Below are 15,909 nucleotides of genomic sequence, written 5' to 3'. Positions count from 1 at the left end.
TTTGCGTCGGTTAATACCCTTTGTTCTGTGTCAGGTTCTCCGTACCGGTGAATGCCCGCTCCGGAATGGGGAACACCTTGTTGTAGGTGGGATTGTACGTCCGGGCCGGATAGACTTCGACCTCTTCGGTGACGATCTGACCGTCCTGCCCCTTCGAAATGACACTGTGCAGCGGCGTCGTAAGCAGCGTCGGAGCCAGCCCCCAGCGGATCACGTCCACGAAACGGCTGGGCTGGAATTCGAAAGCGAGTTCACAGCGGCGCTCGTTCTGCAACTGGGCCTTGGTGGCCTGGCTGTTGCGGGGCAGACCGGCACGCTCGCGGATGTCGTTGAGCAGCTCCTTGGCCTCGCCGTCGCCTTCGCCCTTGGTCCAGATCAGCGCCTCGGCCTTCATCAGCATCACGTCGGCATAACGCATCAGGCAGCAGTTGAGCGAATTCCAGAGCTTGTCGCGCAGGTTGGAAACCTCGCTGTAACTGCCCGTCTCCCACGGAGACATGAACTTGCGCAGGACCATTCCCGCAGAGATGTGAGCCGTGGTTCTGCTGGATATCGACGAGACGGAACCGTCGGGCGAATAGCCGGCGAAAAGAATATCCTGTCCCATGAACTGAATGTGCTGGCCCGGCGAGAGGATCGTCGCATCGCGGCGCGTATCGCCCTCCTCGAAGGCTTTGTAAAGCTCCAGACTCGGCGTATAATAACCCCACGTATTGTAAAGGCCCCAGCCGGCATTGACGAACGATACGCCGTGATAACGGGCGCCGTTGGTATTGCTGCCCTCCAGGGAGAAGATGTACTCCGAAGAGTGGTTCTGCTCCTTGCGCCAGAGGTTGGCGAACGACTTGGACTTGTCCGACGAATCGACGTAAAGCGACCGCTTGTCGGCCCCGGTCATGTTCATCACCTTGTCGCACATCTCGATCACGACATCGTAGTACTTCGCATCGTACATCGAGGCGTAAAGCGCCGCACGGGCGGCATAGGCCCAGGCCGCAGCCTTGTGCGGAAGACCGATCTGATCTGCCGGAAGTTGCGAATAGTAAGGCAGGATCTCGCCGGCCGCGCGGAAATCCTCGATGATCTGGTCGTAGTTCTGAAGCACGTGCGACGGACGCGGAGAGTCGATTTCGGCGGTCGGCGTCTTGTCCGTGATGATCGGAATGCCGCCGTTGGTGTCGTCGCCGTAGTAGGGCACCATCCACAGCATCGAGAATCCGCGGAAGAAGAGCGCCGTTCCCAACGCCTGGTTCTTGAACGACCCGTCGAGGTTCATGTCGGGGACGAGTTTGATGATGTTGTTGGCCTTGGCCACGTTCTGGTACATCACCTCCCAGACGCGCGACACGTCGTTGCTGTTCGAAGGGGACATGCGGAATTCGCGGATTTCATCCACCGACGCACGGTCGCGGCCGATCAGAATGTTGTCGCTGGCACACTCCAGCCACATGTGGCCGCGGCCGCAGATCTCCTCGCTCCAATAGGGCGAGACGAAATGGTAGAGCCCGTATATGGCCTGCATAACGTCCTCCTGCGTCTTCCAGGTCTCGTCTTTACCGTAGGATTCCCGCTCGAGGAAATCGGCACACCCCGACATGGCGAGAACGCCGACGACCAGGCAAATGCTGAATATGATTTTTTTCATGGTCCTTAAAGTTTAGAAGTTGAGGTTTACACCGAAGTTGAAGAAACGCGACGACGGATAGATGCCGGCATCGAGACCGTAGTTGCCCACCTCGGGGTCGATGCCCGAATAACCGGTGATCGTCGCAACGTTGTCGATGCTGACATAGACGCGCAGCGAACCGTTCGTCAGACCGATATGGCGGGCGATGTGCTTGGGCAGCGTATAGCCCAGGGTGATATTCTTCAAACGCAGGTAGTCGCCCTTTTCGAGGAAGGCATCCGAGAATTTGGTGTAGTTGCCGTTATTGTCTTCGGCAAGGCCCAGACGCGGATATTTGCTGCCCGAAGGATTGAAGTCCCACGTATCGAAAACGTCCTCGATCAGATTGCCGAAATCGCCTCCATGACCGTTCATGCCCATCTGCTTGGTACCGTTGTAGATGTAGTTGCCGGCAACGCCCTGGAACATGAAGCTGAAGTCGAAGCCTTTCCAATCCAGCGAAGCCCCGAACGAGAAGGTCTGCTTGGGCGTATAGCAGCCCGTCAGCACCTTGTCGGCGTCCGTGATGACACCGTCGCCGTTCGTGTCGATGAACTTCAGGTCGCCCACCTTGGCGTTGGGCTGCACCTGCATGACCTCGCCCGTCTCGGCGTTCTTGCTGACGTAGCGGTCGATCTCCTCCTGCGAACGGAAGATGCCGTCGGTGCGATAGATGTAGTAGGAGTACCACGGATGTCCGACGCCCGAATAGAGAATCGACTGGCTGTTGATGTTGGGATTTTCGTGTCGCACGAGCGGCTGCGAACCGTACTCTTCCACGTTGCTCTTGTTGGTCGAGAAGTTGCCCCAGACGCTATAATTGAGCTTGCCCTGCGCCGCCGTATTGCGATAGGCCACCGAGAACTCCCAGCCTTTGTTGGTCACACGGCCCATATTGCCCATCGGCGAGGTGGTGACGCCCATCTGCGGGGGCGTAGGCACGTAGTCCACCAGGTCGCGCGTCTCCTTGTCGTAATAATCGACGGAGATGTCCAGCGTGTTTTTCAGAAGCGTCAGGTCGATACCGGCGCTGGTCTGCACGGTCGTCTCCCACGTGGCGCCGGGATTGGCGATGGTGTCGTAATAGCTTCCGTAGACGGTGTTGCCGCCGATGAGCGAACCGTCGGGATAGATGGAGAGCGGCACATCGACCGAAGAGGTGTTCGGGTAGAGGTCCACGTTACCCACCATACCCCAGCCGGCGCGGATCTTGATCAGATCGAAGACACCGGCGAGCGACGAATTGGCGAAGAACTTCTCCGAGGAGAGTTTCCAGGCCCCGGAAACGGCCGGGAACCAGTCGTAGTTCTTCGAGGAGGGCAGCTTCGACGAGGCGTCGCGGCGAATGCTGGCCGTCAGGAAATAACGGTCGTCGAACGAATAGCCCAGACGGGCGAGGAACGACACCATGGCATACTCGTAGTAGTTCTCCGTCGGGTCGCGGTACCACGATCCGTTCTGCCAGAGGTTCTGGTATTTGTCCCACGTGTCGCTGGGATAGTTCTGCGTCCGGAAGTCGTACAGGCGCAGTTTTTTGTAGTCGGTCGTAAAGCCCGCCATGGCCGAGATGTGGTGCTTGCCGAAGACCTCGGCATAGGTGGCCGTCGTCTCCCACAGATAGTGGAACGTGCGGGTGTGCTCCTGCTCGCGGAGCGTCGTGGTGGAGCCGCCCGGAACGTCGATGACCGGCTGGAAGGCATCCGTTTCGAGAACGTCGAGATCGGCCGTGAAATCCGATTTGAGGGTCAGTCCCCGCACGGGCTTCACCTCGAACGAGGTCGTCGAGAAGAACCGCATCTCCGGAGCGCGGCTGTGCATCGTTTCGAGCTGGGCGACGGGATTCACGACGTTGGGGCCGGTGACGCCCGCCGCCATATCGGCCGACGAAGCAATGCCGCCGTATTTGGGTTTGCCCTTGTCGTCGTAGATGATGTTGCCCTCGGCGTCGCGATCATACACCGAAGCCGACGAGGGGAACCACATGGCGCCCAGAATAGGTCCGGTGTGGGAGCGGTTGACTTTGCCCTGTCCGTCCAGGTATTCGAACGAAACATGCTCCGAAACCTTCAGCCATTTGGTCGGCCGGAGGTCCGTATGGAGTTTTGCGCCCAGCGATTCGCTCCAGGTATTCATGATCGTACCCTCCTTCTTGTCGTAGGTCACCGAAAGAATCGACGAAATCTTCTCCGTTCCGCCGCTGAGCGAGATGCCGTAGTGCTGCGTCATGCCCGTCCGGAAAATCTCGTCGAGCCAGTCGGTACGGGTCACGTCCGCACCGGCATACACCTCCGGATTGGCCAGATTGGGCAGCGATCCGTTCACCGAATTGCCGACGGCCTTGGCCCATACGTCGCAGTATTGCCGGGCATTGAGCATGTTCGGCAGATTCATCGCCTTCTGGACACCGATCGCGGCATTCACGTTCACGCGCATCTTGCCCGCCTCGGCCTTCCGGGTGGTGATCAGGATGACGCCGCTCGATCCGACCGACGCACCGTAAATGGCCGCCGATGCCGCATCCTTCAGGACCGTCACCGTCTCTACGTCCTCGACCGAGTAGGGAGCGTTGGGAACGCCGTCCACGACGACCAGCACGCCGTCGCCCGAGGTCGGATCGTCATCGTTGCCTTTCGAGCCGCGTCCGCGGATGGAGAACGACGCCTTGCGCATCGGGTCGCCGCCCGATTGCAGGATCGTCACGCCCGGCATGCGGCCCTGGAGCAGGGTTCCGAGGTCTGCGGCGCGGCTGCGCGCCCCCTCGTCCACCTTGACCGTCGTAACGGCCATCGAAAGGTCCTCCTTGCGCTGGGAGCCGTAACCGATGGCGACCACCTCGCCGATCATCATGGCATCCTCCTCCAGCGTAACGTCGATCTGCGTGCGGTTCGCCACCGCAACGCTCTGCGTTTTATAGCCTACGAACGAGAAATCCAGCGTGGCGTTCTTCGCCACGGAGATCTGGTAGCGGCCGTCCACATCGGTCGTAACACCGTTGGTCGTGCCGCGCTCTATGACCGAAGCGCCGATAAGCGGATTTTGACCGGTATCGGTCAGGCGGCCCGAAACCGTGACACGGTCCTGAGCCTGGGCCGGAAGAATGAGCATGCAACTCAGCAGGCTCATCAGAAGAAAACGGACGATCCTCCGTCTCTTCCCCGTAAAAGTCAAATTCATTTCCATAAAGTTAAGGTTAATAATTAAGATATCTGGTTGTAAGCAGCGACAGAGAATAATTTATTAAATTATTTAATAAATACCCGACACCGTAACGCATTTGTAATATTCTCACTTTTTTAATATTCAAAATTATCCATCTTAACAGTCGGAACGGGCGAATTTTACGTATTTAAGTCCTCACATTCCGCACAATTGAGAGGACGAAAAACCGGGGAGGACTTTTCGTCCTCCCCGGTTTTCAGACGGGCTCCGGCGGCCTAATCCGCCAGCGGATGCGGCGCGTAAACATATCCGCAGGCGTCGTAGAGGCGCGTCAGGCGTCTCAGCCGCGGCAGAAACTCCGCATAGTCCTTCCGGTCGGGGGCCCAGCCCACCTCGGCGAGCGCACCCAGACGCGGCAGCAGCATGTACTGCGCCTGCGCGAAATCGGGGATATACTCGGTCCACAGATTCGCCTGCACGCCGAGGACCGACGCCCGCTGCACGGAATCGAGTCCCTCGCAGGGATTCAGGGCATAGACCTTGTCGAGCGGCAGGCAGCCGCCCCATGCCAACGGCTCTCCGGCGGTGTCGGCGGTCTGGTAATAGTCGAAATAACAGTGGGTCGTGGGTGCCATGACGACCTCGTTCCCCCGACGCGCCGCACGGATGCCGCCCTCGGTGCCGCGCCAGGACATGACGACCGCCGTCTGCGAAACGCCGCTGTCGAGAATCTCGTCCCAGCCGATCAGCCGCCGGCCGTGACTCCTCAAAAAACGCTCGATGCGCGTGGTGGCGTAGCCCTGCAACTGGCGCGGGCGGGACAGCCCCTCGGCGCGCATCCGTTCCCGGCACCGGGGACACCGCTCCCAGCGGTCGGTCGGGCATTCGTCGCCTCCTATATGTATATAAGCCGACGGAAAAAGAGCGACGACCTCTTCCAGCACCCCTTCGATGAAGCGGAAGGTCGAATCGCGTCCGATGCAGAAGACACGGTCGTCGATGTCCCACGTCTGGCGCACCTCGTACTGCTCCCCGGTGCAGCTCAGCCACGGGTAGGAGGCCAGCGCGGCCACGGCGTGTCCCGGAAACTCGATCTCGGGAATGACCGTGATGAAGCGGCGGGCGGCGTATTCGACCACATCGCGGATCTCGTCCTGCGTGTAGAACCCTCCGTGAGGCGTCTCGTCATAGCGGCAGGTCTCGTCGTACTCGCCGCCCGGGTCCTTGCCGATCAGCGTGCGGGCGCGCACCGAACCGATGCGCGTAAGTTCGGGATATTTCACGATCTCGATCCGCCAGCCCTGATCATCGGTCAGATGCCAGTGGAAAACATTCATCTTGTGCAGGGCGAGCAGGTCCAGCACGCGCTTCACCTCCTCCACCGTAAAGAAATGCCGCGCGACATCGAGCATCATCCCGCGGTAGCCCATCCCCGGGCGGTCCTCGACGACCACGGCCGGCAGTTCGACAGCCTTCACCCGTCCCGCCCCGAATGCCGCCGCGGGCAGCAGTTGGCGCAGGGTCTGCACGGCATAGAAAGCCCCCTCGGGACCTCCGGAAAGCACCTCGATCCGGTCGGGCGCGATCGTCAGGGAGTAGCCGTCCGAGGGGATCGAATCGGTCCCGATGAAATTCACCGCCCCGTCCTGTGCCGGGGCCGCAGGGCACACGGTCAGCCCCCGGCCGAAAATCGGACGCAGCACGTCATCCAGCGCATCGGTCACGAACGACATCCGCTCGTCCGCCGACCGGACGACCACGCGCGTCGATGCCGACAGTCGGAAAACCCCTTCGGCGGGCGTCACGCTCACCGGCGCAGGCACCACGGAGACCGGGCCGTCCACCGGAACCACACGGCCGCACCCGCAGCACAGCACGCCCAAAACAAGCAATATCCGTAATTTTCCCATAGCGTTGTTCTATTCGCAGGCCGAAGCCCCCAGCAACCCGACATATTCGATCCCCGAGCAGCAGATATGCAACCTCTCGACGGTCTTTGCATAGGGGAACCGTTTCAGCTGTTCGTACATGGCGTCGCGGAAAAACCCGAACGCATGGGAGATACTCCCTCCGAAGACGATGGCCTGCGGATCGTATGCATAGAGCGCCAGCATGACCAGCTGCCCGATATGCGTTCCGAACTCCTGCCACAGCTCCAGCGCCCGGGAATCGCCGGCCAGGGCCCGTTCATAAGCCTCTTTGCCCGACGTGCCGCGGCCGACGAAAAAGCGGCTGCTGCAATAGTATTCGTAATCGCGGTCCAGATAGGGGATGCCCCCGATCTCCCCGGCGCCCGTGTTGCGGCCGCAGTAGAGTTTCCCGCCGATCACGACGCCGGCGCCCACCCCCGTGCCGAGCGCGATGCAAACCACGTCGCGGTATCCGTGCGCCTCGCCGAAGCGGCAGACGCCCAGCGCAAAGCAGTTGCAGTCGTTGTTGACCGAAACGGGCACCCCGAAGCGTTTTTCGAAACGCTCTTTGAGATGCACCTCCCGCCAGGAGGGAATGCCGACCACATCGTAGACGATTCCCCGCTCCGCATCCACCACCGAAGGGACACCGATGCCGATGCACTCGACATCGGGCGTGATGAGCCGATCGACGAGCGAAGCGATATGATCCAGAACCTCCGCCTCGGAACCATCCGCCCGGCAAGGTTCGGAAATCATCCGCACGATCCGGCCGCCGGCCACCAGACCGACGCGCACGTTCGTGCCACCCAAATCCACTCCTATTCTCATCGCTCCACTGCTATTTCCATGATTTTACCCTCCGCGAAACGGGCATGATCCACCATGCGGCCGTCGTCTTCGCGTATCCAGGTCTCGAATCCCCGCTCCCCTTCGGTCAGCAGCAGCAGCCGCACGCCCGGACGCAGGTTGTTGTAAGTCGTATTGTCGCCCGAGAAACGGCCGTAACCGAGGCAAACGCCCTTCTCGGCCACCAGGTAGTCGATGTCGTGGTCGTGCCCCACGAAGGTTCCCGCCACGCTGCCCGTCTCGATCATGGCCGCGAACATCCCCGTATTCAGCGCGCCCGGACACTCGGCCTCGGCGGCCCGTCCGATATGCGTGTTCGAGGGATTGCGCCACGCCGCGAGGTACTCCGGCAGCACGATGTGGAAGAACGCCAGCGAAGGCACCGCACGGCCGCCGTTGGCCGTCCGGCGGGCCGTACAACGGTCGCGCAGCCACGCGACCTGCTCCGGCCGGAACCAGTCGTAGCCGTCGATCCCCTCCAAGAGCGACTCGGAGTGCGAATCGAGGCAGTAGAGCAGCCACACGGGCCGCCGCGAGCCGCTGCCGAGAATCTCCAGCTCCCGGTCCGCCAGCTCCCCGGCCGCGTCGAGCGTATTCAGGCTTCCGGGACACGAGGTCACGATACGGCCGATCTGCTGCCGGCTGAGGTCCTGCTCGGAATCGTGGTTACCCAGCACCACGCAGAAAGGCACCCTGCGCGCAGTCATCGTATCGAGCAGGCGGCGCCACATGCCTTCGGCCGGGGCCCCCGTCACCACATCGCCCGTGAAGACGACCAGATCGGGACGTTCCGTCGCCAGAATGCGGTCCAGGCGGGCAAAGGTCTTTTCGGCCTCGGCAAGCCTCCGGGGTTTGGAGGGGTCGAGGTGCATATCCGTGAACTGCGCTATCTTGAAAGTCTTGTCGCTGCCGAAGCACAGCACAGGCTGCTGCGCCCGGACGGAGGCCGCACCCCAGACGAAGAGGGCGCAGGCCGAGAGAATCCACTTGTTCATCTCCTGAAAATTCATTGGTTCAACTTCACGCTGCCGCTCTTCTCCACCTGCACGGTGCTGCTGCGGCCGTCGCCCCACGTCACCACCAACTCGAACGGCACGTTGGTCGAGACAGTCACCGCGGGCGTTTCGTCGGCCGATTTGCGGGCACGGACCTTCAGGTCCACGACGCCGTCGGGACCGAACGGATAGCGTTCGATGCCGTGCGCCTCGGTCCGGGTGAGGTCCCACTCGATCCGCCGCTCCGAATAGTCGGACTTGATGCCGAGGATGTACTCGATGAAGACGGCGATGGGCGGCAGTCCGGTCCATCCGACGAAATCCTTGCGGGCCATGAATCCGGGTTCGAGCTTCTCCGGCGCGTAATACTCCCAGAAGGTCCCCGTATTCTTCCACACCTCGAAGACCGCGGCGTAGTGGTTCTCGGCGATCCGCTGCGCCTCGGCGCGGTAGCCCTTGCGCCAAAGGCCGTCGATCACCATATAGTTGGCCCCGGGCCAGACGCCGCCCTGCCAGTAGCGGCCCAGAGCGTTGTATTTGCGGTGGTCGGCCGAGAGCGACGGCACGCGGTGCGGACGGTCGAACTCCGTCGAGTCGCTCAAGTGAGCCACGAAACGGTCCAGACGCTCCTTGCCGAGAACGTCGGTCTGCAACGCCCAATAGGCGTAAATGCCTTTGGCCGTACCCAGCGACCCGTCGGCGTAACGGTCGAAGAGGAAGCCCTCCGCGTCGTTCCACATGAAGTCGTTGATATGCTTTTTGAGGAAGCGGTTTTCGTCCTCGACCTCTTCGATCTCCTGCCAGCGTTCGATGTAAAATCCGATCTGGAGCAGCGACTCGTTGACGAGCATCTGTTGCAAATTGGCGTCGAGCCACTCCATGTGGCCGTTGGAGAAGATCTGATTGTACCCCTCCGGAACCCGGGGCGTATTGTCCATGCCCGTGCCCCAGCCGCTCGACCAGTAGGTCCCGTTGGGCCACGTCCGGTTCAGCTTCCACCACTTGGCATAGGCGCACAGGGCCGGGAAGACCTTGTGCAGGCGGTCGATGTCCCCGAACTGGCGGTAGTACATCAGCTCGGTCCACGGAAGCAGGTTCGGCCCGGTCGAGGTGGGGTCGTAGCGTTCGAAACAGTCGGAGCCGTCGGCGCGGATCTCCCGGCAGATGAAGCCGTCGGGATGCTGGTGCGAATAGAAGTTGTCCAGCGTCCGCTGGAAGGGGAAGAAGCGGTAGCCGTAACGGGCGAACATCATCATGAACGAGGCGTCCCACATGAAAATATTGCCGTTGTAGGCGATGTCGAGGTAGGGAGAGACGAATCCCGAACCCTCCCGGGGCTGACGGATGTTGCCCACGGCGATCCGCCAGGCATGCCAGTACATTTCGATCTCTCGGTCATGCCCCTCCCAAATCGGTGCGGGCAGAATCTTCCGGGCCTCGGCGAACGGACGGGGCCGTATCGTCTCGGGTTTCATCGTCCGGAAATCGTTCTCGGCCACGAACACCTCCTTGACGTAGGTGTTCTTATAGGGCAGCTGGTAGGGTCCCGAACGCAAATCCTGCGCTCCGGCCGCAACCGGAGCGGCTGCGGCGAGCAAAACGAGCGCCATATCTCTTCCGATCTTCATACCGGTCTATTTTACAAGCGATTTGATTCTGCGCGGAATCTCCGTATTGCGGTAGGTGCCGCGGAAACGGTCGGAGCCCGGCCCGTAGGCGAAGACGGGAAGCATGACCGGCGTGTGGTCGTCGGAGACGTAAACGCCCATGATCCGCCCCGTAGCCTCGTCGCCGTCGATCAGCGTCAGGCCGCCCGTCTCGTGGTCCGCCGTGACGACGACGAGCGTCTCGCCGTTCGAATCGGCGAATTTCAGCGCCTCGGCGACCGCAAGATCGAAGCTCAGCGTCTCGATGACGGAGCCGGGCAGACAGCGCGAATGGCCCGCATAGTCGATTTTGGCACCCTCGACCATCAGGAAGAAGCCCTTGCCGCTGCGCTCCCGCAGCTTCTCGATGGCCCCGCGCGTGGCGTCGGCCAGCAGGGTGAGGTTCTTCTCTTCGGCGGCTTCGTCCATCTCCTCGTCGATGCAGATCACCTTGCCCTTCGCGGCGTTGAGCTCGTCCACCGAACGAACGAAATCGTACTGTTTCGAGAGCTCGCCCACCAGGTCGATGCCGTCGTCGCGGTGCGTGAATTTGCGGATGCCGCTGCCGCAGAGCAGGTCCAGACGCCCTTTCAGCAACCACGCGGTCAGCTCGTCCGAATTGTCGCGCTCGACCGAATGGCCGAAAAACGCCGTCGGCGTGGCGTCGGCGATGTCGCCCAGCGTCACGACGCCGACGGCACGGCCGCGGTCGTAGAAGAAGTCGCTCAGCGAAGGATAGGCCGTTCCGTCCACCCCCGCCGAGATATGACGGTTCGCATGCACCTCGCCCGTAGCCAGGGCGCTGCCTCCGGCGGCCGAATCGGTCGTAAAGGCGTCCAGCGCATTGTTCTGCTGCAAGCCGATGTTCTTCAGCCCCATCAGCGTCAGATTTTTGTTGGCGAACATGGCCGCCACGATCTGCGACAGCCCCATGCCGTCGCCGATCAGGAAGATCACGTTCTTCACCTTTCCCTTGCCCCCGTCGTTGCGGTAGGTCGGCGTATAAACGTCGATGCCCTTCGAAAGCTGCAACTTATCGCTCTGGAAGCCCTTGAAATCGCGGGTCGCCTTGTCCAGACGCTTCGTGCCCGTCACGGTCGAAGAGGCCGCACGGCGCTCGCCGATCTGGAAATTCTTGTTGCCGAAATCGTTGAAGAACTCGGCGCAGAGCTCCGGACGGTCGGTGTTGATGTAGTCGATGCCCATGTCGTAGAACGTGTAGTAGACGGTCACCCCCTCGGGAGCTCCCCAGAAGCGCACGGGCTTGTCCCACGCATGGGCCTTGTCGATGACCCGTTCGAGCTTCTCGCGCTCGGCGGGGATGATGGAGCCCTTGCCGTTCCATTGGGAGAACCGTTTGAAATCGGCGCTTATCAGGGCTACGCGCTCCAGCTGCCCGGGCGTGTACTCCGCGTCCCACGCCCCGTCGAAACGGATGTAAGCCGGGTAATCGCCGAAATCCACAGGCTCGGGAACCCGCCCCGTCACGGTGACGCGCACGGCGTCGGGATTCACCGCGGGATCGAACACCTCGGGCCAGCGCCCCAGCACCTCGGCGACGGCGCGCAGCGTCGGACCGGTCTCGGACTTGAGTTCGACCATCAGTTGCAGATGCCGGTCCGAATCCCTCCAGGCGCGTCCGCCGTTCCGTTTGAAAAGCGTCACGACAGGCTCCACGTAGAGCGCCTCGAAGGTCATATCGGGCGACAGCTCCCCGACCTCGTGTCCCACGAGCAGCTTTCCGTCCCGCAGGAACACGTCGGCCTCGATCGAGGCGACCTGCTGGGCGTAAGCCTGATAGAAGGGCACCCGCCGGGCATAATCGTTGTGCGAATGGATCAGCACGGGCGGCTGGGCGGCAGCCACGCCGCAGACGAACAACGCCGCGGCGGACAACCCGATTCTCAAAATCTTTTTCATAGCGGTCTATCTTTTATCGTACATATTTCAAACGTGCTTCGACGGGTGCATGGTCGGAGAGGTATCCGCCGCCGAGCGTGTCGGGCAATATCGAGCAGGAGCGGACCTCCAGGCCGCCGCCGCAGAACACGTAGTCGATCAACGGACGCTCCTCCTCCGGAAGCTGCCCGAAATCGGAGAAGCTCCACGCCGTTCCGTGCCGTTCGGGCGCCGTGTCCCAGGCGCTACGCAAGGTACTGTCGGCCACCACGTGCGCGATGACCGGCGACGAGGGTTCGGCGTTGAAATCGCCCGTAAGAATCACCGGCCGACCGGCACGCAGCGTTTCGATGCGCCGCAGCAGCAACGCGACGCCCTCCCGGCGAGCCTGCTCGCCGATATGATCGAGGTGGGTGTTGATAAAAAGCAACTCGCCGCCGCTTTTATCCCGCAGCACGGTCCATGTCGCCAGACGCTCGCAGGCTCCGTCCCAACCCTTCGAACCGGGCGTCTCGGGCTCCTCGCTCAACCAGAACACCCCGGAGTCGAGCAGTTCGAAACGGTCGCTGCGGAAAAATACGGCGTTGAACTCGCCTGCCCGCGCCCCGTCCTCCCGGCCGACGCCGACCGCCCGGTAACCGGGCAACAGGGCCTGCAAGTCGTCGAACTGGTTGGCAAGCACCTCCTGCGTCCCCAGCAGATCGACCGTCTCCGAGCGGATCAGCCCGGCGATCCGTTCGCGGCGGAAATGCCAGTTGTTCATCCCGTCTTCGGGATTGTCATAGCGCATATTGAGCGTCATCACGGCCAGCTCTTGCGGGGTGTTGCAGGAAACCGCAGCCGTCAGCGTCAGCAGAAAAAGCAACTTCTTCATGGCCGTATCATTTTACGAACAGATTTTCAGCGGGAATCGGCGAGAACGCTTTCTCTCCGGGGGCTTTCCAGCCCCATTCGAGCTCCTGCCCCTCGTAATCCTCGAAATAGAGCAGTTTGCAGGCATGCAGCCCCGCTTCGAGGGCCACGCGCCCGGTGGCCGTGACCGCGGCATGCGAACTGTCGTTGTCCACGACTTTGCGGCCGTCGATCAGCAGCACACTGCCGTCGTCGCTCCGCGTGAAAAACTCCCAGACGCCCCGCTCGGGAATCCGGATCAGACCCTCGAACACATAGCCGAAATGGTCCTCCTGCGGCGCTTCGGCAATCGAAGGAGCAGCCATCACGCCCGTGGAGACGAGCTTCCCGCGAGTGATGTCGGCCACCTTCGAGAAGGTCCCCTCGTAATAGGCGAAGCGAACTCCCGGAACGGTCGCAACCGCGGCCGCCGGGGAGAGGAAAACGGCCTTCTCGGCCCGCAGCGTCAGGGTCTGGCTGGGTGCGGCCCCCGCCTTGAAGCCTTTGGCACAGAGCGTCAGCGAACGGTCCACCCGCAGCGGCGTCCGGTAAAGCGCCGAAAGCGAATCGGGCTCCGAGCCGTCGAGCGTATAGCGGATTTCGGCTCCCGGAGTCGTCGTCGCCAGCGCCACATCGACCGGCTCGGTGAAGAGACTCACCGACTGCGTCGTATAGGGGATCGAGACCGCCTCACCGCGGGTCAGCGAATAGGGCTGTGCGTCCGGGCCCGACGCCCGGTCGAAAGCGGGCTGAGGCACCATCTCGAAATGCAGCTCTCCGCCCTCCATCAGCTGATCGTAGGTGATGAAATTCTTGTCTATCGCCCGCCCGCCGAGCGTCACGCTCCCGACATAGCGGTTGCGCCGCGGCTTGTCGGCCGTCACGGTCAGCGTGCGGCCGTTGGCCAGCCGCACGGTCGCCTTTTCGAACAGCGGCGCCGTCAGCACGAATTCGTTCGAACCCGGACACACCGGATAGAAACCCAGCGAAGAGAAGATATACCAGGCCGACATCTGCCCGCAGTCCTCGTTGCCGATGATTCCCTCCGGGGTCGGGGCATACATCTCGTCGAGCAGGCGGCGCGTCAGCTCCTGCGTCTTCCACGGCTGACCGACATAACTGTACAGGTAGGCCATGTGATGGCTCGGCTCGTTGCCGTGGGCATACTGCCCCATCAGGCCCGTAATGTCCACCAGCCCCGCATCCTCGTGCGGCGATTCGAGCGTAAAGAGGCGGTCCAGCTCCCGGACGAAAGCCTCCCGGCCGCCGAAAAGCTGTTCCAGACCGTTCACGTCGTGCGGCGCGAAGAAGCGGTACTGCCACGGCGTAGCCTCGGTATAGTCGCGTCCGGCCATGAATTCGTCGAAAGGCTCCGACCAGCCTCCGTCGGCCTGCCGGCCCCGGAAAAAGCGGGTCGCACCGTCGAAGACACGGACGTAGTTGAGCGCCCGGCGATCGTACTCGCGGGTCGTTTCGGTCCGCCCCATCGCCTCGGCCATGCGGGCGACGGCCCAGTCGTCATAGGCGTATTCCAGGGCGCAGGAGACCGATTCGCGGCAGACGTTCGACGGGATGAAGCCCTGCGCTACGTAGTATTCCGAACCCTTCTTGTTGATGTTCGACGAGCGGATCATCGCATCGAGCGCCTTCCCGGCGTCGTAGCCGCGGATACCCTTCAGATAAGCGTCGGCTATGACCGACACGGCGTGATAGCCGATCATCGTGCCGGTCTCTCCCGAGGCGAGGGGCCAGACGGGCAGTTCGCCCGTCGCATCGTACATGTCGAGCAGGCTGACGATCATGTCGTTCACACGCGCCGTATCGACGAGGGTCTGCAGCGGATGCCACGCCCGGAAGGTATCCCACAGCGAGAACGTCGAATAGTACGCACGGCCGTCGGCGACGCGGGCGATGGTCCGATCGCTCCGGCGGTACTCCCCGTTGACATCGCTCATCAGATTGGGAGTCAGTTTGGCGTGGTACTGCGCCGTATAGAAATTGATCCGCTCGCCGCGGGTGCCGCCCTCGACGACGATGTCGCCGAGCGCATCGCGCCACAACGCCTCCGCGCGCGAGCGCACGGCGTCGAAATCCAACTCGGGAACCTCGGCGATCCGGTTCTCGCGCGCATTCTCCGCGCTCACGGACGACAGTCCGACTGCGACGGTCAGCGTTTTGAGGTCGGGGGCGAACGTCAGCACGGCCTGTCTGTCCCCGAGCAGCTGCACGTCGGCGAAAGGCTCCGAGAAGCGGGCCGAGAAGAAAACGTAATGGTCGGAGACCCATCCCTGCGTGCGCCGCATGCCCGCGATCTCGTCGGGCGCCGTCTGCCGCAGCTCACGCAGGTCGATCTTCTCATCGGTGATCGTGTGCATCAGGTCGATGACCACCCTCCGCGGCCCGGCGCCGCGGAACGCATAGCGGTGCACGCCCGTACGGGGCGCCGCCGTGAGTTCGACCGCAAGCCCCTCCTCGGGCAGTTCGACCGCATAATAACCGCAGGAGGCCCGTTCGCGGTCGTGCGAAAAGGCGTAAGGCTGCGGCAGATACTCGCCGTCGCGCACCACTTCGGTCTGGGTGGTGGGATGGAACAGGATGTCGGCCAGATCGGCGCACCCCGTTCCGCTCAGATGCGTATGGGAAAATCCGTCGATCGTCGTGTCGTCGTAGTGATAGCCCGCACAGGCGTCCCAGTCGTCCGCCCGCGTATCGGGGCTGAGCTGCACCATGCCGAACGGAGTTGCGGCGCCGGGATAGGTGTGGCCGTGGAATCCGGTCCCGATGAAGGGATCGACGTATTCGAGCGGATCGGAAGAGCGGGCACAGGCGGCGCCCGCAAGCGCTGCAAATGCCAAAATCAAGGTTCGCATCATGGTCGTTCGGATGGGTTGGAG

The 15,909-nt window shown here is 62.2% G+C and carries 9 protein-coding genes; all 9 read right to left on the bottom strand.

Annotation, left to right across the window (positions count from 1 at the left end):
- Positions 1 to 10 precede the first annotated feature (10 nt).
- Positions 11 to 1,645 carry a RagB/SusD family nutrient uptake outer membrane protein gene (locus tag NQ519_RS07005; protein ID WP_019151881.1) on the bottom strand — a complete coding sequence of 545 codons (1,635 nt, stop codon included), beginning with the start codon at positions 1,643 to 1,645 and terminating at the stop codon, positions 11 to 13.
- 12 nt (positions 1,646 to 1,657) lie between these two features.
- Positions 1,658 to 4,846 (bottom strand): SusC/RagA family TonB-linked outer membrane protein, encoded by a 3,189-nt coding sequence (locus tag NQ519_RS07000; RefSeq protein WP_026076756.1) that lies wholly within the window; start codon positions 4,844 to 4,846, stop codon positions 1,658 to 1,660.
- A gap of 254 nt (positions 4,847 to 5,100) precedes the next feature.
- Positions 5,101 to 6,735: a beta-N-acetylhexosaminidase gene (locus NQ519_RS06995; RefSeq protein ID WP_026076757.1), complete on the bottom strand. Its 1,635-nt coding sequence runs from the start codon at positions 6,733 to 6,735 to the stop codon at positions 5,101 to 5,103.
- 9 nt (positions 6,736 to 6,744) lie between these two features.
- On the bottom strand, positions 6,745 to 7,566 hold the full coding sequence (locus tag NQ519_RS06990) for an ROK family protein (protein ID WP_019151884.1): 822 nt from the start codon (positions 7,564 to 7,566) through the stop codon (positions 6,745 to 6,747).
- Positions 7,563 to 8,579, bottom strand: coding sequence for a metallophosphoesterase family protein (locus NQ519_RS06985; protein ID WP_019151885.1), 1,017 nt, complete (start codon positions 8,577 to 8,579; stop codon positions 7,563 to 7,565). The genes NQ519_RS06990 and NQ519_RS06985 overlap by 4 nt, the downstream gene beginning before the upstream one ends.
- 11 nt (positions 8,580 to 8,590) lie before the next feature.
- Positions 8,591 to 10,207, bottom strand: a complete 1,617-nt coding sequence (locus NQ519_RS06980) for an MGH1-like glycoside hydrolase domain-containing protein (RefSeq protein WP_019151886.1) — start codon at positions 10,205 to 10,207, stop codon at positions 8,591 to 8,593.
- A 6-nt stretch (positions 10,208 to 10,213) separates the two neighbouring features.
- Positions 10,214 to 12,145 carry an alkaline phosphatase gene (locus NQ519_RS06975; RefSeq protein ID WP_026076758.1) on the bottom strand — a complete coding sequence of 644 codons (1,932 nt, stop codon included), beginning with the start codon at positions 12,143 to 12,145 and terminating at the stop codon, positions 10,214 to 10,216.
- Between the two features lie 13 nt (positions 12,146 to 12,158).
- The gene (locus NQ519_RS06970; protein ID WP_019151888.1) at positions 12,159 to 12,998 is read right to left on the bottom strand and encodes an endonuclease/exonuclease/phosphatase family protein; all 840 of its coding nucleotides are present in this window, start codon (positions 12,996 to 12,998) and stop codon (positions 12,159 to 12,161) included.
- Between the two features lie 7 nt (positions 12,999 to 13,005).
- Entirely contained in the window at positions 13,006 to 15,888 is a 2,883-nt protein-coding gene (locus tag NQ519_RS06965; RefSeq protein WP_019151889.1) for a GH92 family glycosyl hydrolase, read from the bottom strand.
- Positions 15,889 to 15,909: the final 21 nt, after the last annotated feature.

The sequence above is a fragment of the Alistipes senegalensis JC50 genome, assembly GCF_025145645.1.
Taxonomy (GTDB): domain Bacteria; phylum Bacteroidota; class Bacteroidia; order Bacteroidales; family Rikenellaceae; genus Alistipes; species Alistipes senegalensis.
Note: the sequence above shows the minus strand (reverse complement) of the source record. Positions and strands in the feature narration are given on the sequence as shown.